This window comes from Stenotrophomonas sp. a6 (assembly GCF_030913325.1).
GTDB classification, from domain to species: Bacteria; Pseudomonadota; Gammaproteobacteria; order Xanthomonadales; family Xanthomonadaceae; genus Stenotrophomonas; species Stenotrophomonas maltophilia.
Window position 1 is genome coordinate 260496 of record NZ_CP133161.1, and the last position, 24942, is coordinate 285437.

General features: G+C 65.4%; 29 protein-coding genes and 1 tRNA gene. 17 read left to right on the plus strand and 13 right to left on the minus strand.

Going from position 1 to position 24942, the window contains the following annotated elements; genetic code table 11:
• The first annotated feature begins 18 nt into the window (after nt 1-18).
• The gene (locus tag Q9Q79_RS01180; RefSeq protein WP_032953760.1) at nt 19-1443 is read left to right on the plus strand and encodes a sensor histidine kinase; all 1425 of its coding nucleotides are present in this window, start codon (nt 19-21) and stop codon (nt 1441-1443) included.
• Between the two features lie 85 nt (nt 1444-1528).
• Here the strand turns inward: Q9Q79_RS01180 and Q9Q79_RS01185 are convergent, their stop codons facing one another.
• Together Q9Q79_RS01185 and Q9Q79_RS01190 are read right to left on the minus strand one after the other, a co-directional pair.
• Entirely contained in the window at nt 1529-2320 is a 792-nt protein-coding gene (locus Q9Q79_RS01185; RefSeq protein WP_197569412.1) for a M90 family metallopeptidase, read from the minus strand.
• Nucleotides 2287-2565 carry a hypothetical protein gene (locus tag Q9Q79_RS01190; protein ID WP_005407696.1) on the minus strand — a complete coding sequence of 93 codons (279 nt, stop codon included), beginning with the start codon at nt 2563-2565 and terminating at the stop codon, nt 2287-2289. Before Q9Q79_RS01190 ends, Q9Q79_RS01185 begins: the two co-directional genes overlap by 34 nt.
• A gap of 144 nt (nt 2566-2709) precedes the next feature.
• Between Q9Q79_RS01190 and birA the strand changes: the two genes are divergently transcribed.
• From birA to Q9Q79_RS01220, 6 genes are all read left to right on the plus strand, one after another.
• The gene (gene birA, locus Q9Q79_RS01195; protein ID WP_043035430.1) at nt 2710-3675 is read left to right on the plus strand and encodes a bifunctional biotin--[acetyl-CoA-carboxylase] ligase/biotin operon repressor BirA; all 966 of its coding nucleotides are present in this window, start codon (nt 2710-2712) and stop codon (nt 3673-3675) included.
• Complete coding sequence (locus Q9Q79_RS01200; protein WP_005407698.1) at nt 3672-4403, plus strand: type III pantothenate kinase; 732 nt, start codon at nt 3672-3674, stop codon at nt 4401-4403. The genes birA and Q9Q79_RS01200 overlap by 4 nt, the downstream gene beginning before the upstream one ends.
• Before the next feature lie 9 nt (nt 4404-4412).
• On the plus strand, nt 4413-5267 hold the full coding sequence (locus Q9Q79_RS01205; protein WP_005411958.1) for an SPOR domain-containing protein: 855 nt from the start codon (nt 4413-4415) through the stop codon (nt 5265-5267).
• Nucleotides 5268-5307: 40 nt separating this feature from the next.
• Nucleotides 5308-5383: transfer RNA gene (locus Q9Q79_RS01210), tRNA-Thr, on the plus strand.
• Between the two features lie 191 nt (nt 5384-5574).
• A complete protein-coding gene (locus Q9Q79_RS01215; RefSeq protein ID WP_005407702.1) occupies nt 5575-5880 on the plus strand; it encodes a type II toxin-antitoxin system RelE/ParE family toxin in 306 nt (101 codons plus the stop codon).
• Nucleotides 5881-5920: 40 nt separating this feature from the next.
• Complete coding sequence (locus tag Q9Q79_RS01220) at nt 5921-6223, plus strand: addiction module antidote protein (protein WP_005407703.1); 303 nt, start codon at nt 5921-5923, stop codon at nt 6221-6223.
• 257 nt (nt 6224-6480) lie between these two features.
• On the opposite strand, the gene Q9Q79_RS01225 is transcribed toward Q9Q79_RS01220, so the two are convergent.
• Together Q9Q79_RS01225 and Q9Q79_RS01230 are read right to left on the minus strand one after the other, a co-directional pair.
• Complete coding sequence (locus Q9Q79_RS01225) at nt 6481-6780, minus strand: hypothetical protein (protein WP_005407704.1); 300 nt, start codon at nt 6778-6780, stop codon at nt 6481-6483.
• Nucleotides 6781-6860: 80 nt separating this feature from the next.
• Nucleotides 6861-7268 (minus strand): hypothetical protein, encoded by a 408-nt coding sequence (locus Q9Q79_RS01230; protein WP_005407705.1) that lies wholly within the window; start codon nt 7266-7268, stop codon nt 6861-6863.
• Nucleotides 7269-7862: 594 nt separating this feature from the next.
• On the opposite strand from Q9Q79_RS01230, the gene Q9Q79_RS01235 reads away from it, so the two are divergent.
• Nucleotides 7863-8633: a DUF3011 domain-containing protein gene (locus tag Q9Q79_RS01235; protein WP_005411960.1), complete on the plus strand. Its 771-nt coding sequence runs from the start codon at nt 7863-7865 to the stop codon at nt 8631-8633.
• Between the two features lie 24 nt (nt 8634-8657).
• Here the strand turns inward: Q9Q79_RS01235 and Q9Q79_RS01240 are convergent, their stop codons facing one another.
• Nucleotides 8658-9005, minus strand: coding sequence for a hypothetical protein (locus Q9Q79_RS01240; protein WP_049454229.1), 348 nt, complete (start codon nt 9003-9005; stop codon nt 8658-8660).
• A 130-nt stretch (nt 9006-9135) separates the two neighbouring features.
• On the opposite strand from Q9Q79_RS01240, the gene rocF reads away from it, so the two are divergent.
• The 3 genes from rocF (at nt 9136) to Q9Q79_RS01255 (ending at nt 10782) form a co-directional block, all read left to right on the plus strand.
• On the plus strand, nt 9136-10056 hold the full coding sequence (rocF, locus tag Q9Q79_RS01245) for an arginase (RefSeq protein WP_201863758.1): 921 nt from the start codon (nt 9136-9138) through the stop codon (nt 10054-10056).
• 160 nt (nt 10057-10216) lie between these two features.
• Nucleotides 10217-10354 (plus strand): entericidin A/B family lipoprotein, encoded by a 138-nt coding sequence (locus Q9Q79_RS01250; RefSeq protein ID WP_005407710.1) that lies wholly within the window; start codon nt 10217-10219, stop codon nt 10352-10354.
• Between the two features lie 206 nt (nt 10355-10560).
• Nucleotides 10561-10782: a CsbD family protein gene (locus Q9Q79_RS01255; RefSeq protein ID WP_004153772.1), complete on the plus strand. Its 222-nt coding sequence runs from the start codon at nt 10561-10563 to the stop codon at nt 10780-10782.
• 72 nt (nt 10783-10854) lie between these two features.
• Here the strand turns inward: Q9Q79_RS01255 and Q9Q79_RS01260 are convergent, their stop codons facing one another.
• Nucleotides 10855-11664 carry a hypothetical protein gene (locus tag Q9Q79_RS01260; RefSeq protein ID WP_059034869.1) on the minus strand — a complete coding sequence of 270 codons (810 nt, stop codon included), beginning with the start codon at nt 11662-11664 and terminating at the stop codon, nt 10855-10857.
• Nucleotides 11665-11772: 108 nt separating this feature from the next.
• Between Q9Q79_RS01260 and Q9Q79_RS01265 the strand changes: the two genes are divergently transcribed.
• From Q9Q79_RS01265 to Q9Q79_RS01280, 4 genes are all read left to right on the plus strand, one after another.
• Nucleotides 11773-13065, plus strand: a complete 1293-nt coding sequence (locus Q9Q79_RS01265) for a tryptophan--tRNA ligase (protein ID WP_076739073.1) — start codon at nt 11773-11775, stop codon at nt 13063-13065.
• Nucleotides 13066-13275: 210 nt separating this feature from the next.
• Entirely contained in the window at nt 13276-13572 is a 297-nt protein-coding gene (locus Q9Q79_RS01270; protein ID WP_024956159.1) for a hypothetical protein, read from the plus strand.
• Between the two features lie 233 nt (nt 13573-13805).
• On the plus strand, nt 13806-14738 hold the full coding sequence (locus Q9Q79_RS01275) for an MBL fold metallo-hydrolase (RefSeq protein WP_024956158.1): 933 nt from the start codon (nt 13806-13808) through the stop codon (nt 14736-14738).
• Between the two features lie 105 nt (nt 14739-14843).
• The gene (locus Q9Q79_RS01280; RefSeq protein ID WP_005407715.1) at nt 14844-16496 is read left to right on the plus strand and encodes a M28 family metallopeptidase; all 1653 of its coding nucleotides are present in this window, start codon (nt 14844-14846) and stop codon (nt 16494-16496) included.
• A 220-nt stretch (nt 16497-16716) separates the two neighbouring features.
• On the opposite strand, the gene Q9Q79_RS01285 is transcribed toward Q9Q79_RS01280, so the two are convergent.
• The 7 genes from Q9Q79_RS01285 to Q9Q79_RS01310 form a co-directional block, all read right to left on the minus strand.
• The gene (locus Q9Q79_RS01285; RefSeq protein WP_099530536.1) at nt 16717-17013 is read right to left on the minus strand and encodes a hypothetical protein; all 297 of its coding nucleotides are present in this window, start codon (nt 17011-17013) and stop codon (nt 16717-16719) included.
• 67 nt (nt 17014-17080) lie between these two features.
• The gene (locus tag Q9Q79_RS01290; protein ID WP_005407717.1) at nt 17081-18415 is read right to left on the minus strand and encodes an MFS transporter; all 1335 of its coding nucleotides are present in this window, start codon (nt 18413-18415) and stop codon (nt 17081-17083) included.
• Between the two features lie 221 nt (nt 18416-18636).
• Entirely contained in the window at nt 18637-19743 is a 1107-nt protein-coding gene (locus tag Q9Q79_RS01295; protein ID WP_225792006.1) for an ABC transporter permease, read from the minus strand.
• An 11-nt stretch (nt 19744-19754) separates the two neighbouring features.
• Nucleotides 19755-20492: an ATP-binding cassette domain-containing protein gene (locus Q9Q79_RS01300; protein WP_024956154.1), complete on the minus strand. Its 738-nt coding sequence runs from the start codon at nt 20490-20492 to the stop codon at nt 19755-19757.
• Complete coding sequence (locus Q9Q79_RS01305) at nt 20479-21405, minus strand: transposase (protein ID WP_099527612.1); 927 nt, start codon at nt 21403-21405, stop codon at nt 20479-20481. The genes Q9Q79_RS01300 and Q9Q79_RS01305 overlap by 14 nt, the downstream gene beginning before the upstream one ends.
• A 6-nt stretch (nt 21406-21411) precedes the next feature.
• Nucleotides 21412-21570 carry a HEAT repeat domain-containing protein gene (locus tag Q9Q79_RS20505; protein ID WP_339326237.1) on the minus strand — a complete coding sequence of 53 codons (159 nt, stop codon included), beginning with the start codon at nt 21568-21570 and terminating at the stop codon, nt 21412-21414.
• 77 nt (nt 21571-21647) lie between these two features.
• Nucleotides 21648-22361: a hypothetical protein gene (locus Q9Q79_RS01310; protein WP_236672476.1), complete on the minus strand. Its 714-nt coding sequence runs from the start codon at nt 22359-22361 to the stop codon at nt 21648-21650.
• A 619-nt stretch (nt 22362-22980) separates the two neighbouring features.
• Here Q9Q79_RS01310 and yedA point away from each other — a divergent pair.
• Both yedA and rarD read left to right on the plus strand, forming a co-directional pair.
• Nucleotides 22981-23886, plus strand: a complete 906-nt coding sequence (yedA, locus tag Q9Q79_RS01315; RefSeq protein ID WP_005407723.1) for a drug/metabolite exporter YedA — start codon at nt 22981-22983, stop codon at nt 23884-23886.
• Nucleotides 23883-24779 carry an EamA family transporter RarD gene (gene rarD / locus Q9Q79_RS01320; protein WP_033833626.1) on the plus strand — a complete coding sequence of 299 codons (897 nt, stop codon included), beginning with the start codon at nt 23883-23885 and terminating at the stop codon, nt 24777-24779. Before yedA ends, rarD begins: the two co-directional genes overlap by 4 nt.
• Nucleotides 24780-24942 lie beyond the last annotated feature (163 nt).

Here is a 24942-nt window from a genome sequence, read left to right on the forward strand (position 1 = left end):
CAGCCTGGCGAGACCATGATGTCCGGCCGTCTGTGGTTCTTCCGACGCTGGCGGCCGCGCTCCCTGCAGGCGCGCCAGATGCTTGCCGCGTCCGTGGGTCTGGTCGCGTTCCTGGCCCTGGCCGGTTACGCGCTCGACGCCGCCTTCGCCGATACGGCGAAGGCGAACCTGCGTGAGCGCCTGAAGAACTACGCCACCGCCTACGCGGCCGGCATCGACTTCACCCGCGACCGCTCGCTGTACATCCGCGAGCAGCCGCCGGATTCGCGCTTCGACGTGCCGGGCAGTGGCCTGTACCTGCAGGTGGTGATGCCGCACGGCAAGGGCAATTCGATGTCCGCCGAAGGCCCGATGCTGCCCACCGTCGGCGGCGGCCTGCTGGCGCCGCGCCAGGAAGTGTTCGAAGGCCCGCTGCCGATGATCCAGATCGACGGCAGCCAGGGCTCGGTGTACCGCTATGGCCTGGGCCTGGTGTGGGATGCCGACGCCGACCCGGCCACCGAATTCCCGTACACCATCTATGTGATGGAAGACTCGCGCGCGCTGGGCGCGCAGCTGCGCGTGTTCCGCGGCCGTGTCTGGTTCTACCTGGGCGGCATCGGCCTGATCCTGCTGCTGCTGCAGACCGTCATCCTGCAGTGGAGCCTGCGTCCGCTGCGTCGGGTGATCACCGAGCTGACCAAAGTGCAGCGCGGCGAGACCGAGCGCATGAGCGAGCGCCACCCGCGCGAGCTGGAACCGCTGACCGACAGCATCAACGCCTTCATTGAAAGCGAGCGCGAGAACCTCGAGCGCCAGCGCAACACCCTGGCCGACCTGGCACACAGCCTGAAGACGCCCATTGCGGTGCTGCGCACGCAGATGGACAGCGGCGCGGGCGATGGCGCGCTGCGCGAGGAGCTGGACGTGCAGCTGCAGCGCATGAACAACCTGGTTTCGTACCAGCTGGCACGTGCTGCGTCGTCGGGCCACAAGCTGTTCTCCGCGCCGCTGCCGATCGAGTCCAACGCTGAGGAAATCGTACGTGGCCTGGAGAAGGTCTACGCCTCCAAGGGCGTGCTGTGCGAGTTCGACATCGATCCGGCCGCACGCTTCCACGGCGAACCGGGCGATCTGCAGGAACTGCTTGGCAACCTGCTGGAAAACGCCTTCAAGTGGGCCAACCGCCGCGTGTTGCTGACCGCGCAGCCGCTGCCGGCACCGAACGCGCGCCGCGCTGGCCTGCTGCTGGCGGTGGACGACGATGGCCCGGGTATCGCCCCGGACGACATCGGCAAGGTGCTGCAGCGTGGCGTGCGTGGCGACGAGCGCGTGCAGGGCCACGGCATCGGCCTGTCGATCGTGCAGGACCTGATCAAGGATTACCGCGGCGAACTGGCCGTCGGCCGTTCCAGCGAACTGGGCGGCGCCCGTTTCGAAGTGCGTTTGCCGCCAGGGCCGTAAGCTTCGTTGATCGGTAGTGCCGGCCGCTGGCCGGCAACCAAGCAATGCCATCTAAGATCATGAGGTTGCCGGCCAGCGGCCGGCACTACCGTGTTTCGAACTTTGGCGGCTCGCCATAGAACCGCTGCAGCTGCGCGGCCACCTCCGGCAACGCCTGCTGCAGCAGATCCGGTGCCGAGAAGTGATACTCGCTGGCCACCGCGAAGAACTCTTCCGGCGCCTCGGCCGCGTACGGGTCGATCAACGTCTCCTCGCCGGCATCCACCTGCGCGCAGAAGGCATCGTAGGAACGCTGGAAGGTGGCTGCCCACTCGCGCTGCCACTCGCGCGGCAGTGGCGGCGTGCCGTCCATCGCACCATCCAGCGCATCCAGCTTGTGCACCATCTCGTGCACCGCCACGCAGTAGCCCTCGTGCGGCGTCGCCAGGTCGGCCTGCACATCGGCCCACGACAGGATCAACGGACCGCTGTCCCACGACTCGCCAATCAGTTCGTCATCCCACTCATGCAGTACGCCGGCCGCATCCATGTGGCTGCGATGTACGCGGAATGCATCGGGGTAGACGATCAGCTGCGACCAGCCTTCCAGACCCACCTCACCGAACTCCAGCAGCGGCAGGCAGCACAGTGCCGCCAGCAGCACGCCATCGCCGGCCTCCAGCTGCAGCTCGCCGATCGGGGTAATGGTCTTCTCGTGCAGGAAGCGCGTGGCCAGCAGGCGCAATCGCGCGCGGCGATCGTCGTCCAGACCGTGCAGCCAAGCCGCACGGCGGCAGGCCTCATCCCACTGTGCATCGTCGATCGGCCGCGGCGCAGGCCGCAGCCACTGCAGCAACGACTTGATCAGCGGAACATTCCCGGCAGGTAGCTGTGCCACTTCGGCGCGCGGATGCGCTGCAGCACGTCGTCATCGCTGCCACCGCCGCCCGTGCTGGTGCTGGCTGCCGGGCGGACCGGTGCCGGCTTGGTGGTGGCGGCCGAAGCGGTCGCGGTCGGTGCACGCTGCGAAGCGGCATCGCCGTTGGAGGACACGCAGGCGCCGCGGCTGTCGTCCAGCGCTGCCGTCGCAGACGCCGCGAAGGGCATCGTCAGCAGGATCAGGCAATGGGCATAACGGCGCATTGACGACATCCACGTTAAGGGAAGGTGAGTTCCCGATTCTAGCCCGAACCCGGCGCCCCGTTGGAAGCCCCCGCGGAACCCAGCGTGGCGGGCGCCGCTGGCGGCTTTCCCGCATAATTCCTTCCTGACTTCGTGGAAGCTGCCGTGGACGACCGCCAATTGCTGGCCAAACTCGCTGCCGGTCGCCTCTCCGGCGACGCCCTGGCCCGTGAGCTGGGCCAGACCCGGGCGGCCATTTGGAAGCGTATTCAAGGACTTAGAGCCGCCGGTGTAGACATCGAGGGGCGTGCAGGTGAGGGCTATGGCCTGACCCGCCCGGTCGACCTACTGGACCCGGACGCGATCCGTGCCGGCCTGCCTGCCGGCGTCCAAGCCCTGCTGCACGACCTGCAGGTCGCCTGGACAGTGGACTCGACCAACGCCGAATTGCTGCGTTGCAGCGCGCCCCAGCGCGGGGTGAGCGTCCTGCTGGCCGAGCGCCAGACCGGCGGCCGCGGCCGTCGCGGCCGTACGTGGGCGTCGCCGCTGGCCGCGCATATCTACCTGTCGGTGCTGCGGCTGTTTTCCGGTGGCCTCGGTCGCCTGGCCGGGCTGAGCCTGGTGGCCGGCATCGCCGTGGCCGAAGCGCTGCACGACCTGGGCTACACCCAGGCGCAGCTGAAGTGGCCGAACGACCTGCTGGTCGATGGCCGCAAGCTGGTCGGCCTGCTCGCAGAAGGCGGTGGCGAATACGCCGGCCCGGCGCGCGCGGTGATCGGCATCGGCATCAACACGCACATGCCGCCGTCCTTCGCCGAGCAGATCACCCAGCCGTGGGTGGACCTGGACACGCTGGCCGGCAAGCCGGTGGACCGCAACGTGGTGGTTGCTGCCGTGCTGGCGCGCCTGCTGCCGGCACTGGAAGAATTCGATCGCGAAGGCCTCGCTCCCTTCCTGCCGCGCTACGCCGCGTTCGACATGCTGGCCGGTCGCGAAGTACGGGTGGAACTGGAAGGGCAGTGGCAGCATGGCACCGCACTCGGCCTGGCTGATGACGGCGCCTTGCGCGTGCGCATCGATGGCCGTGAGCGCCTGCTGCACGCCGGCGAAGTCAGCGTGAGGGCGGCATGAGCGATTGGTTGTTCGACCTCGGCAACTCGCGCTTCAAGTTCGCGCCGTTGCAGGGTGACCGTGCCGGTGACGTGCAGGCCTGGGCGCATGGCGCCGAAGGCATGGCCGGACAGCCGCCGCACAGCCTGCCCAGCGGCACCACCGCGTTCGTGGCCAGCGTGGCCGCACCGTCGCTGACCAGCGCGATGCTGGACCAGCTGCAGCGTCGCTTCGAGCACGTGCACGTGGTGCGTACCAGCGCCGAATGCGCCGGTGTGCGCATTGCCTATGCCAAGCCCGAAAAATTCGGTGTGGACCGCTTCCTGGCCCTGCTGGCCGCGGCCAAGGCGCAGCGCCCGGTGCTGGTGGTCGGGGTGGGCACCGCACTGACGATTGATCTGCTCGACGCCGACGGCCAGCACCACGGTGGCCGCATTTCCGCATCGCCCACCACCATGCGCGAAGCACTGCATGCCCGCGCGGTGCAGCTGCCGGCTACCGGCGGTGACTACAGCGAATTCGCCAACGACACCGCCGACGCGCTCGCCTCCGGCTGCGATGGTGCGGCCGTGGCACTGATCGAACGCAGCGCACAGCAGGCGCACACGCTGCTGGGCGTTGCGCCCTCGCTGCTGGTGCATGGTGGCGGCGCACCGGCGCTGATGCCGTTGCTGCCTGGCGCCGACTACCACCCCTCGCTGGTGCTGGATGGCCTCGCCCGCTGGGCGGTGCACCAGCCCGCAGGCTAGTATCCGCGCATGCTGACCCGTGCCCTGATCGTCGTACTGGCCATCCTCAATCTTGGCGTCGCCTGCTGGTGGCTGCTGCGCGATGCACCGCAGAAGCCTGCGCCGCCGCCGCAACCCGCCGGCGTGGCCGAGCTGCGCTGGGTGCCCGGTGGCGTGGATGCCGCTGCGGCCGCCGAAGCCACGGCCGCCGCGCCGACCGCGCCGTTGATGGAGCGCGAACCGGCGGAGAAGACGGCCGTGGCTGTAACGCCGGCGCCCGCCGCCCCGGCCAAGCCGGAGATTGCCAAGCCGCAGGCGGCTGAGGCTACGCCGGTTGCTGCCGCTGCCAAGCCGGCAACACCGCCTGCACCGACCCCGACCCCGGCACCGGAGAAGCCCGCAACCCCGCCCGCGGCCGCCGAGCCGCCGCGCTGCGTCGCGCTGGGCCCGTTCGCCGACCGCGCCGCCGCTACCAGTGCGCAGGGCAAGGCCAGCACGCTGCTCAGCCAGGTGCGCCTGCGCGAACAGCCTGCTGCCAGCGGCAGTGCCCGTTACCGGGTGATGCTGCCGGCCGCCGCCAACCGCGAAGAAGCCCAGGCCACCGTGAAACGCATCGTCGCCGCTGGCCTGAGCGACTACTACATCATCAGCCAAGGCGAGGAGGCCAACGCCGTGGCGCTGGGCCAGTACCGCAACCGCGAAGGCGCCGAGCGGCGCATGGCGGCGGTGCAGGCCGCCGGCTTCCAGCCGCGCCTTGTCGCCAGCGGCGACGCCGGGCAGTGGTGGCTGGAAGGGCAGCTGGCGGCAGGCACGCAACCGGCCCAGGCCCAGCAGCGCAGCGGGGCGGCACAGAGCCGGTCGCTGGAATGCGCAAGGTTGCGCTAGAATCCCCGGACCGCGGCGCTGCCGCCGGTGATCCACCCATGCCGCTTTAGCTCAGTTGGTAGAGCAACTGTCTTGTAAACAGTAGGTCATCCGTTCGATTCGGATAAGCGGCACCAATGGGCATCTGCCAATCTCTTTTTGCAGCGGCTGCGCGTTGGCCAGTCGGGCGCCGATCCCGCCCCCCCTCCTTCCTTCTCCGCTGTTCTCCCTCGCGGCGTGTGATGCGTCGCTCTGCACTTCCCTGCGCGCGATCCTGATTGTTGAACCTGATTGTTGAAAGTATGTAGCCAGTAGGCTACATTTCTCCATGAAGATCCAGCGTACCCGTCAGTTCGCGACATGGATTGACGCTCTCAAGGACGTAACCGCACGCGCTCGCATCCTGGCCCGTATCGGTCGGCTCGCTGAAGGCCATCCTGGTGATCACCGCTATCTGGCGGATGGCGTTTCTGAATTGCGTATCGATGCAGGACCCGGTTACCGCGTGTACTACACCCAGCGGGGCAGGCAGTTGGTGATTCTTCTGGTCGGAGGCGACAAGGGTTCGCAACAGCGCGATATAGAGAAGGCCAAGGAGATTGCGCGTGCCCTGCGAGCATCGAACTGGTTGTAGGCGAAACGACTCAATACCGAAGTACTGGAGCTGTCCCATCATGGCTATCAAGAAGAAAGTTGAACTCGAAGCATTTGATGTGGCCGAACACCTTCATACACCGAAGGAAATGGCGGCCTATCTCGATGCATGCATCGAAGAAAGCGACGGCGATTCGGCATTCATCGCCAAGGCGCTGGGCGATATCGCGCGTGCCCAAGGGATGAGCAAGGTCGCACGTGCGGCGGGCCTGTCGCGGGAGAGTCTGTATCGTGCCCTGTCTGGCGAGCGCAGCCCTGATTTCTCGACCATCCTGAAGGTGACTCGTGCCCTGGGTGTGCGCCTGCATGCCAGCGCTGCATGAGCGTACGTGCGGACCTTGATGCGTTGGCACGTCGCTGGACGTAAAGCGCACGGAAAAGCATGAAAAAACCGCCTTTCGGCGGTTTTTTCGTCCCAAGCCGGTGAGTCAACTCAATGACGCGGCAAAGGAGGAGTCGTTTGGCCATTCTGGCTCGAAGCAGCTTGTGTGCCACGCTGCGCATTGATGCCTCACGCGTCTGCCGTTGCCAGATCAAGGCATTCGGCGCGAACAGGTTCAATCAAACCGGATGATGCGGATCAACCCTTTGTTGATGATCCGTCTCCGAAGGCGGCCAACGTGCCACAAGTGAACACCTCCTTCGCACCTTCGTAATTGATGAATGAGATTGTGCAATTCGCCCGCGTTCCAGGACGGATCCGGGCGATGGCTCTGTCATTCAGCACGAAGCTGTACCACATGAGTTCAGGGCTTATGGACAGCGCCATGGGGCGCGCGGTGGAGGCGATCATCTCGGCAACAGCGCCGCCGCGCGAATCCACTTCGTCCAGCCGCAGCTCAACGAGGACAGGTTTCAGGTTTGGGTAGGGTGTGCTCATTCCAGCAGCGGGTCTGCCTGATTCGTTCGTCGGGGTTGCGGCGTGTTGAATCTGTGCGTTGGAGACGCCAATGTTCCGCATTATTGAGCCCCGCCCACCTGCAACGCCACATACTCCGCCAGCCCCCGACAGGCCAGCATCAGCCCTTCGCGCGTGCCATCGCCGATATCGTCCTTCTCTTCCCCGTCCACGCGCACGCGCTCTGCGGCGTGATACAGCTCCAACAACGACACCAGGCCGACTGCGGCGCGATCCCGGCGTGCGGCGGCCACGGCCTGGCCGGGTGTGCTGGCGGGCCCCGTCCACGGCTGTCCGTCGGCGGCATCACCGGCGCGGATGCGCTGCAGGCATCCGGGCAGGTTGATCGGCGCAGGGGCCTCGTTGGCGGCGGCGAAAGCGGCTTCCAACGGCTGCGCCAGTTCGGGCGGCAGGCGCAGGGCAGCCTCGCCCAGGGTGGCGGTCAGGTACGGGTGATGGGCCTTGGGCATGCGGGCATCCTCGTCGGGAACAGAGGTGCCACCCGAGGAGGGTGGCGGGCGATGCGTGGCTTCCAAGACCGGGTCAACGAATCGGCGGGCACGAGGCCCCCACGCACCGCCCGCCGTCGATCGGCTAACGGATTGCCAGCCGGCGCCGTACTTGGGAGGACGACGCCGGCTGGCAAGCGTATACATCGTTGACAACACGGGCTTGGAAGTCCCGGCCACCCTCGCAGGTGGCGATTCATCATGCGCACGTGAAATCACCGCCTGCCAGTCGTTTGTTTCGATGGCATCGGGTGATCTGAAAGGAAAAATGAATTATCGCGTTTGGCCCGTTTCGAGCATTGCAATGCCAGAAGCGACATTTCGCGCGGGGCTGCAACCAACGATGAATCCTGGTGCGTCATTGCTGTCGCAGGGCCTTTCATCGCCCAGGAAGTAAAGCTGGCTTAACTTCCCCGGCAGGGCTTCCAGAACACCTTACCAGACATGAATCCCCACGCGCGCTACCCGGAAATTGATATTCCTCACGGACAGCCCGCAGCGCTCCACCGCATACTGCCGCCACACGCCCATCCTGGGCCCCTTCGGGATCCGCACATGCGTCGCCATGCCCTGTCGCTCACCGTCGCACTGGTATCCACCGCCTTCGTGGTCCCAGCCATGGCCGCGGTACCGTTCTTCAACGCCAGCTGCCCGGGCGGCATCGATGTGCACGCCGACGAAGGCGGTCCGGTCTACGTGCAAGGCCGCGAGACGGCGTTGAAACGTTTCAACGACCGCTATTTCGAAGCACGCGATGCCAACAGCGGCATCACCCTGTCGATCAGCCGCAACGATGACGGCTCGCCGCAGGTCAGCTACACCGGCCGAGGCGGCGCCACTGGCATCTGCCAGGTCAGCAGCCGTGGTGCGCCCGCGCCCGCCACAAACAGCGCCCGCCCTGGCGACGCTGCCACCGGGGATGCCGCGCTACCGCGCGAAGTCACTTGCGAATCCACCGGCCAGCAGCAGGTGTCGTGCGATCTGAATACCCGTGGCAATGTGGAGATCGTGCGCCAGCTCAGCCGCACCCGCTGCGAGGAAGGCAAGAACTGGGGCCTGTCGCGGCACTCGGTGTGGGTCAATGGCGGCTGCCGCGCGGTGTTCCGCAATGTGTCTTCGGTGACCACCCCGGCGCCGTCAGGCGATACCGCACTGGGGGCCTGCAATGTGCGCAAGGGCGCGCAGGGCGCCCTGGTCACCCAGATGCCGGTGGGCAGCGATTACCAGGAACTGATCATCGATTACCCCGATGGCCGCTTCCTGTGCATGATGCGCAACAACGGCCAGGTGCAGAGCCTGACGCCGGTTCGCCGCCGCGGACGCTGAGCGCGCAGCGGGTTGGGGCAGGCTTCAGCCGCAGGACTTATACAGCAACACCCACGCCAGCATCAGGGTGAACATGCCAACGAAGGTCAGGCCGAACCATAGCGCCGCCAGCTTCACGTTGCCGATCAATGCCGTCGCCACACGGGGCAGCTCGCTTTTCAGAATCGGGTGTTCGGCGTGTGCTTTGCGCAGACGCTGCCAACCCAACCCGAGGAATACCAGGGTCGAGAACGGCACCAGCAGCAGCGTCGCCTGCATCAGCCAGGCGTTCGGCGACGCATCAATCGAGCTGCTGAAAAAAAAACCAAACGCAGCGATGGGCAGCGCGACCATGAAAAAGCGTGGCCAGGCGGTATTGATGAAAGGCGACATCGCAATCTTCCATGAAGGGCGGTTGGCTCCGCGCGGCATCATGCCATGCAATGGCCCTGCTGCACCGCCGCGAGTGGTGTCACACAGCTCTGGCTAGACTGTGCTTCTTTTTCCCCCGCAGGAGGCACCCATGGCCCATCCCATTTCCGTATCGTTGATTGGCGTTCCCACCGACGTGGGTGCCGGCCATCGCGGTGCAAGGCTTGGCCCGGAGGCGCTGCGCGTGGCGGGCCTGCCGGAGGCGCTGGAGGCGCGCGGTGTGGACGTGCGCGACCTGGGCAACCTGGATGGTCCGCGCAACCCGTGGACCGCGCCGGTGGAAGGCTACCGCCACCTGGATGAAGTGGTGGCGTGGAACCACGCGTTGATGGAAGCCAGCTACGCCGAACTGCAGGCTGGTCGCATGCCGATCATGCTCGGCGGCGACCACTGCCTGGGCATCGGTTCGATCACTGCCGTGGCACGCTGGTGCCGCGAGCAGGGCAAGAGCCTGCGCGTGCTGTGGCTGGATGCACATTCGGACTTCAACACCAGCGACGTGACTCCGTCGGGCAACATCCACGGCATGCCGGTGGCCTGCCTGTGCGGCCTCGGCCCGGATGCGCTGACCCAGCTCGGTGGCAGCGCCCCGGCGATCACCCCGGCGCAGATGCACCAGATCGGCATCCGCTCGGTGGACCCGGAAGAGAAGCGCCTGATCAAGACCCACAAGGTGGATGTCTATGACATGCGCTACATCGATGAGAACGGCATGAAGCGCGCGGTGGAAGCGGCGCTGGCCGGCATCGACGAGAACACCCACCTGCATGTCAGCTTCGATGTGGATTTCCTCGACCCGAGCATCGCACCGGGCGTCGGCACCACCGTGCCGGGCGGGGTGAACTACCGCGAGGCGCAGCTGGTGATGGAGATGATTGCCGACACCGGGCGCATGGGTTCGCTGGACATCGTCGAGCTCAACCCCTTGCTGGACAAGCAGAATGCCACCGCCGAACTGGCCGTGGACCTGGTCGAAAGCCTGTTCGGCAAGTCCACCCTGATGCGCGACTGAGCTCTCCGCCTGAACGGATCGATGATCCGTTCACACGCGCTCCACGCCCCTGCCGCCAGATTGCACATCACGCGGCGGCAGTGGCATTGGCTCCTTCCGCCGAGCGACCGAACCCCATCCGCGAATGAAGCGGTATAGCGGCGAACCCAAGGAGAAGCCCATGAAGCGCGTAGTTGCCCTGATGCTGTTGTCGATGTTCTCGGTGGCCCTGCTGGCCGGTTGCAACACCGTTGCCGGTGCCGGCAAGGACGTGCAGAAGGCTGGCGAAAAGGTTGAGGATGCCGCCAAGGGCCGTTGAGCCTGAAGTGGACGGAAAGCAAAAAGGCCGGGGGGACCTCCCCGGCCTTTTTTCTTGCGCGTTTTTCTGCAGCGTACGTGTCGAAGCGTAGTGAACCATTCAAGCAGGTGAGCAGTGCTTTCATGGTCGGTTGACCGGCACTCAACAGCCGCTGCGCGAAGCTGTAGCCACGGTAAGAACGCCGTTGCAACCAAGGATTCCCAGCAATGAACAAAGACATCATTTCCGGCAAGTGGTCGCAGCTGAAGGGCAAGGCCCAGGCCAAGTGGGGCGATCTGACCAACGACGACTTCGATGTGGCTGAAGGCAATGCCGAGTATCTGGCCGGCCGCCTGCAGGAACGTTATGGCTGGGCCAAGGACCGCGCTGAGAAGGAAGTCCGTGAGTTCCAGGATGCCGTGAGCAAGGACTACCCGGACTACAAGTAAGCGCTACGGTTTTCCCCACGGCACAACGCCCGCACCCAGAGGTTGCGGGCGTTGTGCTGTCTGGGCGGCCGATCAACGCGCCGGCGGGTCCGGCACATAGCGGTTGGGGAACGCCTGCGGTTCGCGCGGCAGGCGCGACGGCGGTGTATCGACCAGGATGCCGCGCGCGCGTAGATTGCGGGCGCTGTCGTAGCGCAGCTGCAGAACCTGCGCCGGGCTGCGGCTGGCGCGTTCGAAGTCGGTATCGCGTACCGACGACTGCTCGCGTGCGCCGTGGCCGGTGCCCAGCGCAGGGGCCTGTGACTTGCTGGCATAGCCCTCGATGCGGCTGTTGCTGGCGCTGGCATCGGCCGCCGCTTCGGCCGTCGGGGCCGGTGCCGGCAGCGGCAGACTGCGGCGCAGGATCGGATCCGGACGCCAGCGGCGCGCTTCCTCGAACACCGCCACGCCGACCACGCCGACGTTGTCCGGGCGACCGGTGCGGCTGGCATAGCTGCCGCTGGGGCTGCTGAACACGAACTGCGCCACTTCATCCTGGCTCTTGCGCCAGCCGGTGATGTCGGCGCGCTGGCCGGGGTTGAGCACGTAGCCGGTCTGCGACGGATCGGCATCCTCGCCGGAGATGGCGTTGACGCCGTCCACCGACAGCACCACCAGCACCCGGCGCGGGCTGTCGTTGTACAGGCGCACGGCGTAGCGGTGGCCGCGCTCGCCGGCCACCCAGCGCTGGCCCTCGGCAGGGTAGCTGCGCAATTCGGTGCCGCGGTCGCGGTCGACCAGAGACATGCGCACGGGGCCGCCCTCGTAGGCCGGCGGCGGCACCGGGGCGGGGCGGAAGCCGGCCAGGGGCAGGATCAACAGCAGGGGCAGCAGGCGTTTCATCGGGTGTCTCCAGCGGGGTTGCGTGAATGAACGCGCCGCAGGCCCTGACGGGGTTGGTGGCGTGCAAGGTAAACTGGCCCCGTTCATCGAAGGTTACCCCACGCAGTCATGACCACCCGAGTCCTTACCGGCATCACCCCCTCCGGCACGCCCCACCTGGGCAACTACGTTGGCGCCATCCGTCCGGCCATCGCGGCCAGCCGCGCGCCGGGGATCGAGAGCTTCTTCTTCCTGGCCGACCTGCACAGCCTGATCAAGTCCCAGGACCCGCAGCGCACCCAGCGCGCGACCCTGGAGATCGCGGCCAGCTGGCTGGCCTGTGGCCTGGACCCGGAACACGTGTGGTTCTACCGGCAGAGCGACATCCGCGAGACCACCGAGCTGATGTGGTTCCTGACCGCCATCGCCAGCAAGGGCATCCTCAACCGCGCGCACGCCTACAAGGCGGCGGTGGACAAGAACCGCGAGGAAGGCGTGGACGAGGACGCAGGCGTCAGCGCCGGCCTGTTCATGTACCCGGTGCTGATGGCCGCAGATATCCTCATCTTCAAGGCCAACCAGGTACCGGTGGGCCGTGACCAGATCCAGCACATCGAGATGGCGCGCGACTTCGCCCAGCGCTTCAACCACGTGTATGGCAAGGAGTACTTCCCGCTGCCGGACGTGGTGATCGACGAGCAGGTGGCGACGCTGGCGGGCCTGGATGGCCGCAAGATGAGCAAGAGCTACCACAACACCATTCCGCTGTTCGTGCCGCGCGAGGAGCTGAAGAAGCTGGTGTTCTCGATCCTGACCGACTCGCGCGCACCTGGCGAGCCGAAGGACACCGAGGGCTCTGCGCTGTTCCAGATGTACCAGGCCTTCGCCACCCCGGAACAGACCGCCGAATTCGCCAGGGCGTTCGCCGCCGGCATCAGCTGGGGTGACGCCAAGCAGCAGCTGTTCGAGCGCATCGACAGCGAGCTGTCGCCGTTGCGCGAACGCTACAACGCGCTGATGGCCGAGCCGGAGAAGATCGAGGCGCTGCTCAAGCGCCGTGGCCAGCAGCTGCGCGAGCAGCTGGCGGCACCGCTGCTGGACGAGCTGCGCCACGCGGTGGGCCTGCGTGACCTGTCCACCGCAGGCGATATCGCCAGCGAGGACGCCGGCGTGGCCCGCGTGGCACCGCCACTGTTCAAGCAGTACCGCGAGAAGGACGGCCGCTTCTACTTCAAGCTGACCGCCGGTGACGGCACGCTGCTGATCCAGAGCGAAGGCTTCGATTCGCCGCGCGGTGCGGGGCAGTTGATTGCCGTGATCAAGCAGGCGGAGCAGGGTGACCAGCTGCAGAGCGAACTGTTCAAGCTGGAAGCCGAAGTGGACGCCGTGCTGGCGGCCCTGGCCATGCTGCGCGAAGCGTAAGGGTAGTGCCGGCCGCTGGCCGGCAACTGCATAGGAAATGCCGGCCAGCGGCCGGCACTACCACGGCAACTGCATAGGAAAACGCCGGCCAGCGACCGGCACTACCACGGCACTGCATAGGAAAACGCCGGCCAGCGGCCGGCACTACCCGCGAACGAAGGTCATGGCATGATGTCCGCGCGCCTCCGGCGCGATGACATGGAGTCTGCGATGGCCTGGTTGTCGCTGCTGCTGTTCCTGCCCTGGTTCCTGCTGCTGGGCAGCCTGTACTGGCTGTTCCCGCGCCAGCCGCGCACCCCGCGGCGGCGCCTGTTCGATGGCTCCACCCTGCTGCTGGCCTTCGCCCTGAGCATCGCCTCGATGCTGTGGGGGTATCGACTTGGCATGGCACAGCCCGGCGCCGGCCCGATCTGGCCGCAGGTACTGGCGGTGCTGTACGCCTACGGCGCATTCCTGGCGGTGCTGGTGCTGGCCCTGCTGCTGCGGCCGCGGTTCGCATTGCGCTGAACCTGGCCCTTGCGCACCCGCTGGACCTGCGGTTGGTTGGCCTGCGCTTGCCCTTGGTAGAGTCGACTGTGAGTCGACTGCTCTTCTGGAAGCCCGCGCTGCGCGCGACAGTCGACTGACAGTCGACTCTACCCGGCCACAACCCGGCACCACCCGACCAAAGCCGCATCGAACCCGGACCGCCCGCGCGCCTACCATGGGCGTCTGTTCCCGATCCTGCCAGGTGCGTGCCGATGATCGCCGACCCCAGCATCCACACCATCGATACCGGCTTCCAGCGTCCCGACTTCGACGCGGCCTATCTGATCGTTGAAAACGACCGCGCCGCGTTCGTCGACTGTGGCACCGGCCTGTCGGTGCCGGCGATGCTGCAGGCGCTGGCCAACGCGGGTCTGGCCGTTGACGCGGTGGACTGGCTGCTGCTCACGCACGTGCACCTGGACCACGCCGGCGGCGCCGGCCTGCTGATGCAGCAGCTGCCCAACGCAAAGGCAGTGCTGCACCCGCGCGGTGCGCCGCACATGATCGACCCGACCCGGCTGATTGCCGGTGCCACGGCGGTGTACGGTGCCGAGGAAATCGCGCGCAGCTATGGTCGTATCGAGGCCATTCCCGAACATCGTGTGGTGGTGGCCGAGGACGGCCACCGTATCGACCTGGCCGGCCGCGAGCTGGTGCTGCTGCACACCCCGGGCCACGCACTGCACCATTACTGCGTGTGGGATGCACGCAGCCGCAGCTGGTTCACCGGCGATACCTTCGGCATTTCCTACCGCGAGCTGGACAGCGCGCAGGGGGCCTTCATCTTCCCGACCTCGTCGCCGGTGCAGTTCGACCCGGAAGCGATGAAGGCCTCGATCCAGCGCATGCTGGGCTATGGCCCGCAGGCGATGTACCTGACCCACTACGGACGTGTGGAACAGGTGCAGAAACTGGCCAACGACCTGTTCGAACAGATCGATGCGATGGCCACCATCGGCCGCCAGTGCGATGGCCGGCCGGACCGCCACCGCTGCCTGCTGGCCGCGCTGCAGGCGCTGTACCTGGAACGTGCACAGCTGCATGGCTGTGCGCTGGACGATGCGGCGGTGATCGCTGTTCTGGCGATGGACATCGAACTCAACGCGCAGGGCCTGGCCTGCTGGCTGGACCGCATCAGCAGGTAGATCCACGCCATGCGTGGATGAGGTGGGCCCAGGCTGCGCCGTGATGTCACGACCACGTTACACTCTGGTGACTTCCAAGCTAGCCGTGGTACTGCCGTGAATCCGATGCGCGTGTTGCTGCTGTCGTCCTGCCTGTTTGTCGGTGGCCTGGCCCATGCGGCCAACGACCTCCCGGGTGGCGGCATCGATCCGCAGGCTCTGTCGCGCCACGTGCGTGTGCTGGCGTCGGATGAATTCGAGGGTCGCGCGCCGGCCACCGAGGGCGAAGAGCGCACGGTGCAGTACCTGATCGAGCAGTTCCGCAGCTACGGCCTGCAGCCGGGTGGCGTGGATGGCAGCTGGGTGCAGCCGGTGCCGCTGGTGCGCGCGCAGCTGGACGGGCCGGCCAAGGCCAGCCTGTCGCTGAAGCAGGGCAAGCGCGCGCTGGCCAACGGCGTGGACGTGACCCTGCAGAGCCTGCAGCCGCGCAAGCGCGTGCAGATCAAGGACGCGCCACTGGTGTTCGTCGGCTATGGCATCGACGCACCGGAACGCCACTGGAACGACTACAAGGACGTGGACCTGCACGGCAAGATCGCCGTGGTGCTGATCAACGACGCCGATTTCGAAGCCGATGCGCCGGGCGCGTTCGATGGCAAGGCGGTGACCTACTACGGCCGCTGGACCTACAAGTTCGAGGAAGCCGCGCGCCGTGGTGCCGAGGGTGTGCTGATCGTGCACGAGACCGCGCCGGCCGCCTATGGCTGGGCCACTGTGAAGAGCTCGGGCACCTCGCCGCTGTTCGACATCGAACGCGGCCAGGCCGAGGCGATGGCGCAGCACACGCCGCTGCGTGGCTGGATGCAGCGCGAACTTGCCGAGGCGATCTTCGCCGACGCCGGCCTCGACTTCGATGCCGAGAAGCGCAAGGCGATGCGTGCGGACTTCCGCCCGGTGGCACTGGACAACGCGAAGCTGAGCGTGGATTTTGCGCTCAAGCGCGAGCAGGTGGTGACCCGCAACGTGGTGGCCAAGCTGCCCGGTGGTGAACACGCCGACGAGGCCGTGATCTTCTCCGCGCACTGGGATGCGTTCGGTATCGGCCAAGCCGACGCCAAGGGCGACCGCATCCGCCGTGGTGCGATCGACAACGCTACCGGCGTGGCCACGGTGCTGGAGCTGGGCCGCGTGTTCGCCGCTGGCCCGCAGCCGCAGCGCACGCTGTACTTCGTGGCCCTCACCGCCGAAGAGAAGGGCCTGCTGGGCGCCAGCTACTACGCCGCGCATCCGCTGGCGCCGCTGGACAAGACCGCTGCAGTGCTGAACATCGAGATGTTCAGCCCGGATGGCGCGACCCGCGACATCGCTTCGTGGGGCAAGGGCCGGGTGTCGCTGGAAGGCGACCTGGAACGCGTGGCCAAGGCCCGCGGTCGCAGCTACAGCCCGGACCCGAACCTGGAGGCCGGCTTCTTCTACCGCGCCGACCACTTCGCCTTTGCCCGCCTGGGCGTGCCGGCGATCACCATCGGCCCGGGCCTGGACAAGCTGGACGGCGGTGTTGAAGCCGGCCGCGCGCTGCGCGAGAAGTACTTCGCCGACTGCTACCACCAGGCCTGCGATGCCTGGACCCCGAGCTGGGATCCGAGCGGCCACGCGGCTGACACTCTGCTGGTCTACGACCTGGGTGCCGAGCTGGCCAACAGCCGCCGCTGGCCGACGTGGGAGAAGGAATCGGAGTTCCGCGGCGCGCGCGACAAGAGCGAAGCGGCCCGCCGCTGAGGCTCGGGACCGGCGGGGTGTCATGTCATTCCGCCGGGGGGTAGAGTCGACTGCCAGTCGACTATCGCGCGCAGCGCGGGTTTTCCGGTGCCGACAGAGAGAGCAGTCGACCAACAGTCGACTCTACCGATTGCTGATTGCTGATTGCTGATTGCTGATTGCCGATTGCCGATTGCCGATTGCGGATTGCCGGCCAGCGGCCGGCACGACCGGGTGTTCGTCAGCGCCGGCGCAGCAGCGTCCATGCGCCCCAGCCGGCGGCCGCGAGCGCTGCCAGATAGCACGCCACCATCGTACGCAGGCCAACCGGCGACCCTGCATTGATGCCGCGATGCAGGCGCAGTTGCAGCGAGCTGTGGCCGCTGCCCAGGTCCACCACCAGCTGCAGCGCCAGCGCGGAGCAGAACACCAGCAGGGCGACCCCGAATCCGGTGCGTGGCCACGCGGCCTGTGCGTTGGGGCGGCGCAGCAGCCAGGCCAGTGCCGTGGCTGCGGCCAGTGTCGCCGCGATCCACATCAGTGACGTGGCGGGAGACGCAGCGGCCACCGGCAGTGAACCGGTGGACGCGATCAGGGCAACGCGCTTACTTGCGGGTGCCGTCGAGCCAGTTCGGGCCCTTGTTGGTGAGGAAGAACACATAGACCACCAACGATACCGCGATCGTTGCGGTCACGTAGATGGCGAACCAGTCGACGTGGCCGGTCTTCAGCGCGCCCTGGTACAGCAGCGGGGCGGTGCCGCCGAACAGCGAGTTGGCCAGCGCATAACCCAGGCCTACGCCCAGCGCACGCACGTGGGTGGGGAACAGCTCGGCCTTCACCACGGCATTGATCGAGGTGTAGCCGGTGAGGATGACGAAGGCCAGTGCCAGGGTCAGGAAGGCCAGGGTGGCGTCGTGCTGGTGCGGCAGCTGGGTGACCAGGTACCAGCTGTACAGCACACCGCCCACACCGAAGAACACCAGCAGGGTCTTGCGGCCGATGATGTCCGACAGCCAGCCGCCGACCGGCTGCAGCACCATCAGGAACGCCAGCACGCCCAGGTTGATCAGGGTGCCGGTCATCGGGTCGTTGCCCGCGAATGCGCTCTGGATCATTTTCGGGCCGTTCACCGAGTAGGTGTAGAAGGCCACGGTGCCACCGGCGGTGATCAGGAAGCACAGCAGCAGCGGCCGCCACTGGTGCACGAACAGCTCGTACATGGAGCCGGACTTCTGTGCCTTGCCCTCGCGCGCAGCTTCGATCGACGACTCCGACAGCGATTCGTCCATGCCGCGGCGCAGCCAGAACACCACCACCGCGGCGATGCCACCGATGCCGAAGGCGATGCGCCAGCCCCACTCGGAGATCTCCGGCTTGCCCCAGAAGGTCAGCATCAGCAGCAGGGTCAGCTGGGCCAGCACATGGCCGCCAACCAGGGTGACGTAGTGGAAGGAGGACAGGAAGCCGCGACGGCCGGGAATGGCGGCCTCGGACATGTAGGTGGCGCTGGCGCCGTACTCGCCGCCGGTGGCGAAGCCCTGCAGCAGGCGCGCGAACAGCAGGATGACTGCGGCCCAGATGCCGATGCTGGCGGCGGTGGGGGTGATGGCGATCAGGAACGAGCACAGCGCCATCAGCGTGACCGAGACAGTCAGCGCCAACCGACGGCCGTGGCGGTCGGCGAAGCGGCCGAAGAACCAGGCACCGATCGGGCGCATCAGGAACGTGGCGGCGAAGATCGCCCACACGTACATCGTGGAGTTCTTGTCGTCCGGCGAGAAGAACTGCGATTCGAAGTACACGGCGAACACCGAGTACACGTAGACGTCATACCACTCCACCAGGTTGCCGGCGGAGCCTTTGAGGGTATTGGAGATCGACCGGCGCAGCGCGGCGCCGTCGGTGCGGGTGACAGCGGATTGGGACGTGGTGCTCATCCGGGTGGGAATCCTCGATGCGGCGCTTCCGTGCGGGAAAGATCGGTGCCAGCCGCGCGCGGGGCGCTGACGGCCAGCCTCCTAGGTACTGCATCCCACGTCAACGCCGGGTGCCGGAGGGGCGGGGCAGGGCATGGGACCGCACAGGGTGACAGCGCAGGGGGGCAGGGACCATAGCTAATACGTCGTAAGGAGAGCCGCTGCAGCCCTTCTCGGCAGCCTCAATCAGACGATGTATGCGTTGGTTCAACCGGGGAAACGATGGCAGTCCTGAAGTTGCTGCGGGCCCACTTCCGCAAAAGTGCTGCCGTGAAGGCCAGAAGCGACAGGGACAGCGCGATCTCCCAGATCGGCACATTCACGTACAGAAGCCGAACCGGCATTGCAGCCATTGACGTGAAAGGAAAAAGGGACATTACGTGCATGAATGCACCGTCGGGCGTCCGCAGGCCAGCAAATCCAATCATGATCATCGTCAGTGGGAAAGCCGGGAGCGTGTTGCGGAAAGCTGAATGCGGTGATCGAATGGCGGTAGCGCACGCGGCGAAAAACCAGTTCCACAGCATGAGCCCCAGAAGGCAGAACACGAGCAGGCCGAGCATCACCTTCCAACTGCCTTCGGCAAAGGTTGCATCCCCACTCGCCGAACCGGACATCAGCGTCCAACCGATTGCACCGTAGACCCCATACACTGCCACCGTCTTCAATCCATGAAGGATGGACGCGGCGACTTTGCAGTCGAGCCAGAGCCCAGGTGGCGCTGCACTCAGGATCATTTCTGTAGCATGACCAAAGCGCTCTCCCAGCAGGCCCTGAAAAATCATGCCAAGGCAGCCAAGTATGGCGAGTGTCGTCAGTACCACCATTGCGATTGAAACAGCGGTCAAGGATGTGTCCGCGAAGACCGCGGTGCCCCGAGAGTCAATGACGCGTAGCGAGACTGGTGAGTCCACCTTCCGAAGCTGGTCACGGGTTACACCGAGCAGTGATAGAGAATGTTGACGGTGGAGCGTGTCCAGGCTGCGTTGCAGTTCCCCAAGCCAGCCCGGCGGCTGCTCGGTGTGGAGAATATAGTCTCCGGCCACCGAGGACAGAATTGGTGGATCGCCTGAGACCCCATCTCCCAGCGCGTCACTGAAGTGGAAGCGCCCCTCGCTCAGGCCCGCTACTGGAGTGCCTCGCGCATCCAAGTGGACGACGGCTGCAGATTCCCGAGCAAGAATGGCGTCTCCACCCAACTTCACCAATGCGATCACTGCGAGCAATAGAAGACCTGCAACTTCGCCACGAATGTCCAGGTGCCGTCTGAATTCGAACAGGCTGATCATGAAGAACGGGCTCACTCGCATAAGCTTTTCTCCGGTCGAAGGTCATGCGGGGAGGACTCGCAATGCAGAGGATGAGAGAGCGCCACGATGCGGGTAGGGTGAAGGTCCTGCGACGTGGCGGGATGAAGCTGTCCATCCCTCAGCATGAGAATCCTTCTGGCGAGGCGCTGAAGCAACTCAATGTGGTGGGCGGAAAGCACAACGGCTGTGCCTTGGCGTGCCGCACGATTGATGAGGTCGGCAACGGCAATCTGGTTTACAGGGTCCAGTCCCGAGAACGGCTCATCAAGGATCAGGACGCCCGGGTCGTGAAGCATGCATGCGGCGAGCTGCAGCTTCTGCAGGTTGCCCTTGGAGAGGCTGGATACTCGATTTGAGGCGCGCGCCAGCAGCCCTATTTCTTCAAGCCATACATCGCGTGCCTTCACCGCCTGCTTTCCTGACATCCCTCTCAGTCGCGCCCAGAACTCCAGTGTCCTTCCAACGGTGACTTCGGAGAAGAGACTGCGCGATTCGGGCAGATAGCCAATATCCACGTACGGTACGCTGGCGGTGTCGGCTTCGGTTCCAAAAGCTACGGTTCCGGAATCGGCAGGAATGAGATGGCAGAGGATACGGAAGAGCGTCGTCTTGCCAACGCCATTGGCACCGATGATGCCAACGATCTCCCCTGGAGGTACGCAAAGATCGAGGTCCCGCAGCACGACCCTCTCGCCAAACCGCTTGCAGACCTGCTCAGCGAGAAGCATGGCGGGACCTCTCTTCAAAACCGTCAGCCAATTGGCGGGCTCTGGATCGCATGAACAGGCTGTGCCTGGACTGGACCATGGTGGTCAACTGAAGGGCGGCTTCGGGGGTTGGCGAGTTCGCAATCAGGGCTTCCAGTGCAGCCATGCGCACTCGGTCCATCGGGTGGCTCCTGAAAATATCGCGAAGCAGTTGCTGCGAATCCCCATCTTCCGTCGCAGCCGCGATCATGAAAATGGCCGCAGCGCTGGAGCGGTTGATGATCTGCGAAATCGTGCCGGTTCCAGGTTCGAACTCATACTGGTCCATGGTTACACTTCTCAGTGAGTGCTCCATGATGTTGATGCTTACCGAGAAGCTTTCTGGTGCCATTTGTTGGTGGACATCCTGGAATGCCCTGTACAGCAGCATGCTTCCCTTGTTGAGCTGGGATCGTTCCATGAACCTGAGATCGACACTTTCTCCGGGGATTCCGCAAACAGACGCGTAGTCGTACTCGAAGTAGTCACTTATGTACCCCGGTCCCTGATATCCGATGGTCAGGAAATTGAAGTTGTGGTCGTGCGGAATGCCATAGAAAAACGTGCTGTGCCCGCTTGCAGCAAGGATCTCGTCCTCATGGCCAGGCCAGAAGCATGCGCGGATGAAGTAGCTCTGGCCCGAGACCTGTGGGGCATGGAGCATCAGGACCTGGGGTGTGTAGTCGTTATCGACCTGAATGCTTTTCGAATCCTTGAGTTCCTTGCAGATGATCTCGCTCAGGAATGTCTGGTTGTTGCCCAGCTTCCTCAGCACGGGGGCCACTGAGATCATCGACTCCTGGTCGCGGGGATCGAACGCCGAATCGTGTAGGTAGTCCACGAGTTCCATCAGGCCGATCGAAACCTGGGACGTGTCTTCAATGCGGATTGGCATGGTTGCTCATCCTTGTTCCAGTGAGCGGGTCGCAAGCTTCCTGATCTCTTCGTTCACATCGTTCTCCCTCATTTCCTTGAGTCGCTCGGATGCCGCTGCCGGGTCAACGCGGTAGAGCGACCTCAGCGCGTTCCAGCGAACGAATGTCGTCGGATGGCGCGACATGTCCAGCAAGGCTCCGGTGTTGTCGCTCCCCCGCAGGTAGGACAATGCTGTCGCGATGATCTGGAGCCGGGAGTCGGTTACGCTTGTCGCCGTGCAGCCGACGAGCTTTCCGGACTGCAGGAGAAGTGCTGAGTGACCTCGGACCTCGATCTGGACGAGAGGCAGACAATCATCGACGTCGGACTGGAGCCATGTAGAAGGTGCATTCCCTGCCTGCCGCCCTCAAGGAACAGATGGTCACCAGAAGCCGACTGCCCTCGACTAGGCGGGCCCAGCCGCGGGTCGGATTCGTCACCGGTGTGGACCGGGTATACCTGATACTCGACGCCGGGCGTATCCGTGAAGAACACCAGTGAGTCCGTGCCGTTGATGGTGATTCCGGTTTCGACACCGGCCTGGAATGCTGCAGCTGCCTGAAGTGGCGAGCTCTGCATGTAGTGCACGTCCACGAACTCGTCCTTGTATATGACCATTCCCGCCAGTGGCGGCTTGACGAAGAATTTCCCCGGCGTCGCATACAGTGGACTGCCCATGTGGCTCCGGCACTCATCGTGGAAGAAGTCGCGCAGGATTACCTGATCGAACTCACGGCATATCGAAAGCATGGATTGACGGTTTGTCGAGGTGTCCCCACTTCCATTGATCTGCGATCCCCATTGGCGAATACGTGCCGCACGTCCAGTGGCCTCAAGCACGCCCAAGAGCGACGATCTCCTTCCGAATATCTCCGTCAGTGCAGACAGTTCTGCAGGGTCATCCGCGAGTTCCAACATTCGAGCTGGATCTTTCATATTGTCTCCGGAGGGTGGGTCGGATGATCCGACCCACCCGAGTGGGATATCACTTCGGATGGATGCCCCGGTTGATGAGAATGCCGACAACGATGCCGACAGCTGCGCAGCCTGCTCCGGTTGTCTCAATCAAGATGCACGAACCGTGCATCCCTACCGATCTGGCCTGCTTGGGTAGTGCTTTCGGTTCCACGGGATGCTCCTCAGATGGGCAGGACGGCAATGACGATTGCAACGGCAATCAGGACCGGTTCAATGGGTGAGCACAGCAATGAAGCACCAGCAACTCCCACCGGCATTGCGAGTGGAGGCGGTATGCAGGTCATGGTGGTTCTCCTGTTCAGGTCATTGGCCCAACACCTGCTGGGCAAGTCCGTTCTCAGTGATCGGAGCAATCCTTTCCTTGATCGGCATCTCACTTGTGTTCGGCGGGGTGCGATACGTCAGCCTGGATGACACTGCCACCCGCCCGGCGGCGCAACAGACGTCGGGGTTTGTCTCAACCCTGTCGAGGGAAAACCCGGCGCCTTTGTAGGTGCAAATCAGCGTGCCCGGAACCGGGGTTATTTCCGTCAGCCGAACGCTCTAGAATCCGTTTTCCCCCGCCCGCTGGTGCGTCATGTCGGCTTCCCCTGTTCCCTTTGCGGCTGCCCCCCGGGGTGGCCTTGTCGCGCTGGCATTGCTGCTGGTCTACGTGGTCTGGGGCTCGACCTACCTGGGCATCGCCAAGGCCCTGCACGGCGGCGCGCTGCCGCTGACGATGGTTTCCGGCAGCCGGTTCATCATTGCCGGTGGCCTGATGTTCCTGGCCTTGCGCCTGTTCTGGAAGATGCCGAACCCGACCCTGCGGCAGTGGCGCAACCTGGTGGTGATGGGCGTGACCATGCTGGTGCTGGGCAACGGCATGGTGGTGCTGGCCGAGCGTGAGGTGTCCTCGGGCCTGGCCGCGACAGCGGTGGCCTCGGTGCCGCTGTGGATGGCGCTGTTCTCGGCGCTGCGCGGGCAGCATGCCAGCCGCGGTGAGTGGCTGGGCATCGCCATCGGCTTCCTCGGCGTAGTCTGGCTCAACGCCGGCAGCAGCCTGACGGCCTCGCCGACCGGGCTGGTGCTGCTGCTGATCGCGCCGATCGGCTGGGCCTTCGGTTCGGTGTGGGCGCGCGGCCTGGACCTGCCGGGCCCGTTCATGACCGCCGCCGGGCAGATGATCTGCGGTGGCGTGCTGCTGGTGCTGATCGGCCTGGCGGTCGGCGAGCGCCCGACCACGCTGCCCGATACCGGTGGCCTGCTGGCGATGGCCTACCTGTGCGTGTTCGGTTCCATCGTTGCGTTCACCGCCTACGTCTGGCTGCTGCAGAACGTGCGGCCGGCGCTGGCCGGTAGCTATGCGTACGTCAATCCGGTGATCGCGGTGCTGCTGGGCGCGCTGCTCAACGGCGAGCGCTTCGGCTGGCGCGACCTGCTGGCGATGGCGGTGATTCTCCTGGGTGTGGTGGTGCTGACAATGGCAAGGACGAGAAAGAAGTGAGCATGGACGAGAAAGAACAACGCCGGGGCCTGCTGGTCACCGCATCCACCTTCGTGATCTGGGGCCTGGTGCCAGTCTATTGGCACCTGCTCAACGAGGTACCCTCGTTCCAGATCATCGCCCACCGCATCATCTGGAGCACCGTGATGGTGCTGGGCTGGCTCTTGATCAGCTCGCGCCTGGGCTGGTGGCAGAAGATCGCCGCGCAGCCGCGCGCGCTGCCGATCCTGCTGGTGTCGAGCCTGACCATCGCGTTCAACTGGGGCCTGTACATCTGGGCGGTCAACGCCGGCCATGTGATCGAGACCAGCCTGGGCTACTTCATCAACCCGCTGGTGAACGTGCTGCTGGGCGTGCTGGTGCTGAAGGAGCGGCTGCGGCGCCTGCAGTGGGTGGCGGTGGCGATGGCGGCGGTGGGCGTGGCCTGGCTGACCATCGACGCGGGTACGCCGCCGTGGATCGCGCTGGGCCTGGCCTGTTCGTTCGGCCTGTATGGCCTGCTGCGCAAGCTGGTCTCGGTCGATCCGGTGGCCGGCCTGGGCGTGGAGAGCATGTACCTGTTCCTGCCGGCGCTGGCCTTCGCGATCTGGGCGGAAAACGGCCATGGCGGCGCGTTCTTCCATGGCTGGGGCTGGCGCAATGACCTGCTGCTGGTCTTCGGTGGCGCAGTGACCGCAGTGCCGCTGATCGGTTTCGCCTACGGCGTGAAGCGCATCCCGCTGTCGCTGGTCGGCATCCTGCAGTACATCGCGCCGAGCCTGCAGCTGCTGCTGGGCGTGTTCTTCTTCCACGAAGCGTTCGATACTGCCAAGGCGATCGGCTTCGCCGCGATCTGGGCCGGCCTGATCCTGTTCGTCGGTGACAACATCCGCACGATGCGCGCCAAGCGCTAGCGCCGGCGGGGCTGCGGGGTCGGATCCCTCCGCAACGCGGAGGGCTCTGACCCTGTTCTATCCGTCGCGTGGGGTCAGAGCCCTTCGCAGGGCGAAGGGATCCGACCCGCTTCCACCCAAAAAAGAACGGCGCCCCGAAGGGCGCCGTTCTGCTTCCATCCAC

Bases quoted from the DNA above. Each gene is read 5' to 3' on its own strand.
- Q9Q79_RS01180 (WP_032953760.1), top strand. From the start codon at position 19: ATGTCCGGCCGTCTGTGGTTCTTCCGACGCTGGCGGCCGCGCTCCCTG.
- Q9Q79_RS01190 (WP_005407696.1), bottom strand. From the start codon at position 2,565: ATGCGCCGTTATGCCCATTGCCTGATCCTGCTGACGATGCCCTTCGCG.
- Q9Q79_RS01200 (WP_005407698.1), top strand. From the start codon at position 3,672: ATGAGCGATTGGTTGTTCGACCTCGGCAACTCGCGCTTCAAGTTCGCG.
- Q9Q79_RS01205 (WP_005411958.1), top strand. From the start codon at position 4,413: ATGCTGACCCGTGCCCTGATCGTCGTACTGGCCATCCTCAATCTTGGC.
- Q9Q79_RS01215 (WP_005407702.1), top strand. From the start codon at position 5,575: ATGAAGATCCAGCGTACCCGTCAGTTCGCGACATGGATTGACGCTCTC.
- Q9Q79_RS01220 (WP_005407703.1), top strand. From the start codon at position 5,921: ATGGCTATCAAGAAGAAAGTTGAACTCGAAGCATTTGATGTGGCCGAA.
- Q9Q79_RS01225 (WP_005407704.1), bottom strand. From the start codon at position 6,780: ATGAGCACACCCTACCCAAACCTGAAACCTGTCCTCGTTGAGCTGCGG.
- Q9Q79_RS01230 (WP_005407705.1), bottom strand. From the start codon at position 7,268: ATGCCCAAGGCCCATCACCCGTACCTGACCGCCACCCTGGGCGAGGCT.
- Q9Q79_RS01235 (WP_005411960.1), top strand. From the start codon at position 7,863: ATGCGTCGCCATGCCCTGTCGCTCACCGTCGCACTGGTATCCACCGCC.
- Q9Q79_RS01240 (WP_049454229.1), bottom strand. From the start codon at position 9,005: ATGTCGCCTTTCATCAATACCGCCTGGCCACGCTTTTTCATGGTCGCG.
- rocF (WP_201863758.1), top strand. From the start codon at position 9,136: ATGGCCCATCCCATTTCCGTATCGTTGATTGGCGTTCCCACCGACGTG.
- Q9Q79_RS01250 (WP_005407710.1), top strand. From the start codon at position 10,217: ATGAAGCGCGTAGTTGCCCTGATGCTGTTGTCGATGTTCTCGGTGGCC.
- Q9Q79_RS01255 (WP_004153772.1), top strand. From the start codon at position 10,561: ATGAACAAAGACATCATTTCCGGCAAGTGGTCGCAGCTGAAGGGCAAG.
- Q9Q79_RS01260 (WP_059034869.1), bottom strand. From the start codon at position 11,664: ATGAAACGCCTGCTGCCCCTGCTGTTGATCCTGCCCCTGGCCGGCTTC.
- Q9Q79_RS01265 (WP_076739073.1), top strand. From the start codon at position 11,773: ATGACCACCCGAGTCCTTACCGGCATCACCCCCTCCGGCACGCCCCAC.
- Q9Q79_RS01270 (WP_024956159.1), top strand. From the start codon at position 13,276: ATGGCCTGGTTGTCGCTGCTGCTGTTCCTGCCCTGGTTCCTGCTGCTG.
- Q9Q79_RS01275 (WP_024956158.1), top strand. From the start codon at position 13,806: ATGATCGCCGACCCCAGCATCCACACCATCGATACCGGCTTCCAGCGT.
- Q9Q79_RS01280 (WP_005407715.1), top strand. From the start codon at position 14,844: ATGCGCGTGTTGCTGCTGTCGTCCTGCCTGTTTGTCGGTGGCCTGGCC.
- Q9Q79_RS01285 (WP_099530536.1), bottom strand. From the start codon at position 17,013: ATGTGGATCGCGGCGACACTGGCCGCAGCCACGGCACTGGCCTGGCTG.
- Q9Q79_RS01290 (WP_005407717.1), bottom strand. From the start codon at position 18,415: ATGAGCACCACGTCCCAATCCGCTGTCACCCGCACCGACGGCGCCGCG.
- Q9Q79_RS01295 (WP_225792006.1), bottom strand. From the start codon at position 19,743: ATGATCAGCCTGTTCGAATTCAGACGGCACCTGGACATTCGTGGCGAA.
- Q9Q79_RS01300 (WP_024956154.1), bottom strand. From the start codon at position 20,492: ATGCTTCTCGCTGAGCAGGTCTGCAAGCGGTTTGGCGAGAGGGTCGTG.
- Q9Q79_RS01305 (WP_099527612.1), bottom strand. From the start codon at position 21,405: ATGCCAATCCGCATTGAAGACACGTCCCAGGTTTCGATCGGCCTGATG.
- Q9Q79_RS20505 (WP_339326237.1), bottom strand. From the start codon at position 21,570: ATGTCGCGCCATCCGACGACATTCGTTCGCTGGAACGCGCTGAGGTCG.
- Q9Q79_RS01310 (WP_236672476.1), bottom strand. From the start codon at position 22,361: ATGAAAGATCCAGCTCGAATGTTGGAACTCGCGGATGACCCTGCAGAA.
- yedA (WP_005407723.1), top strand. From the start codon at position 22,981: ATGTCGGCTTCCCCTGTTCCCTTTGCGGCTGCCCCCCGGGGTGGCCTT.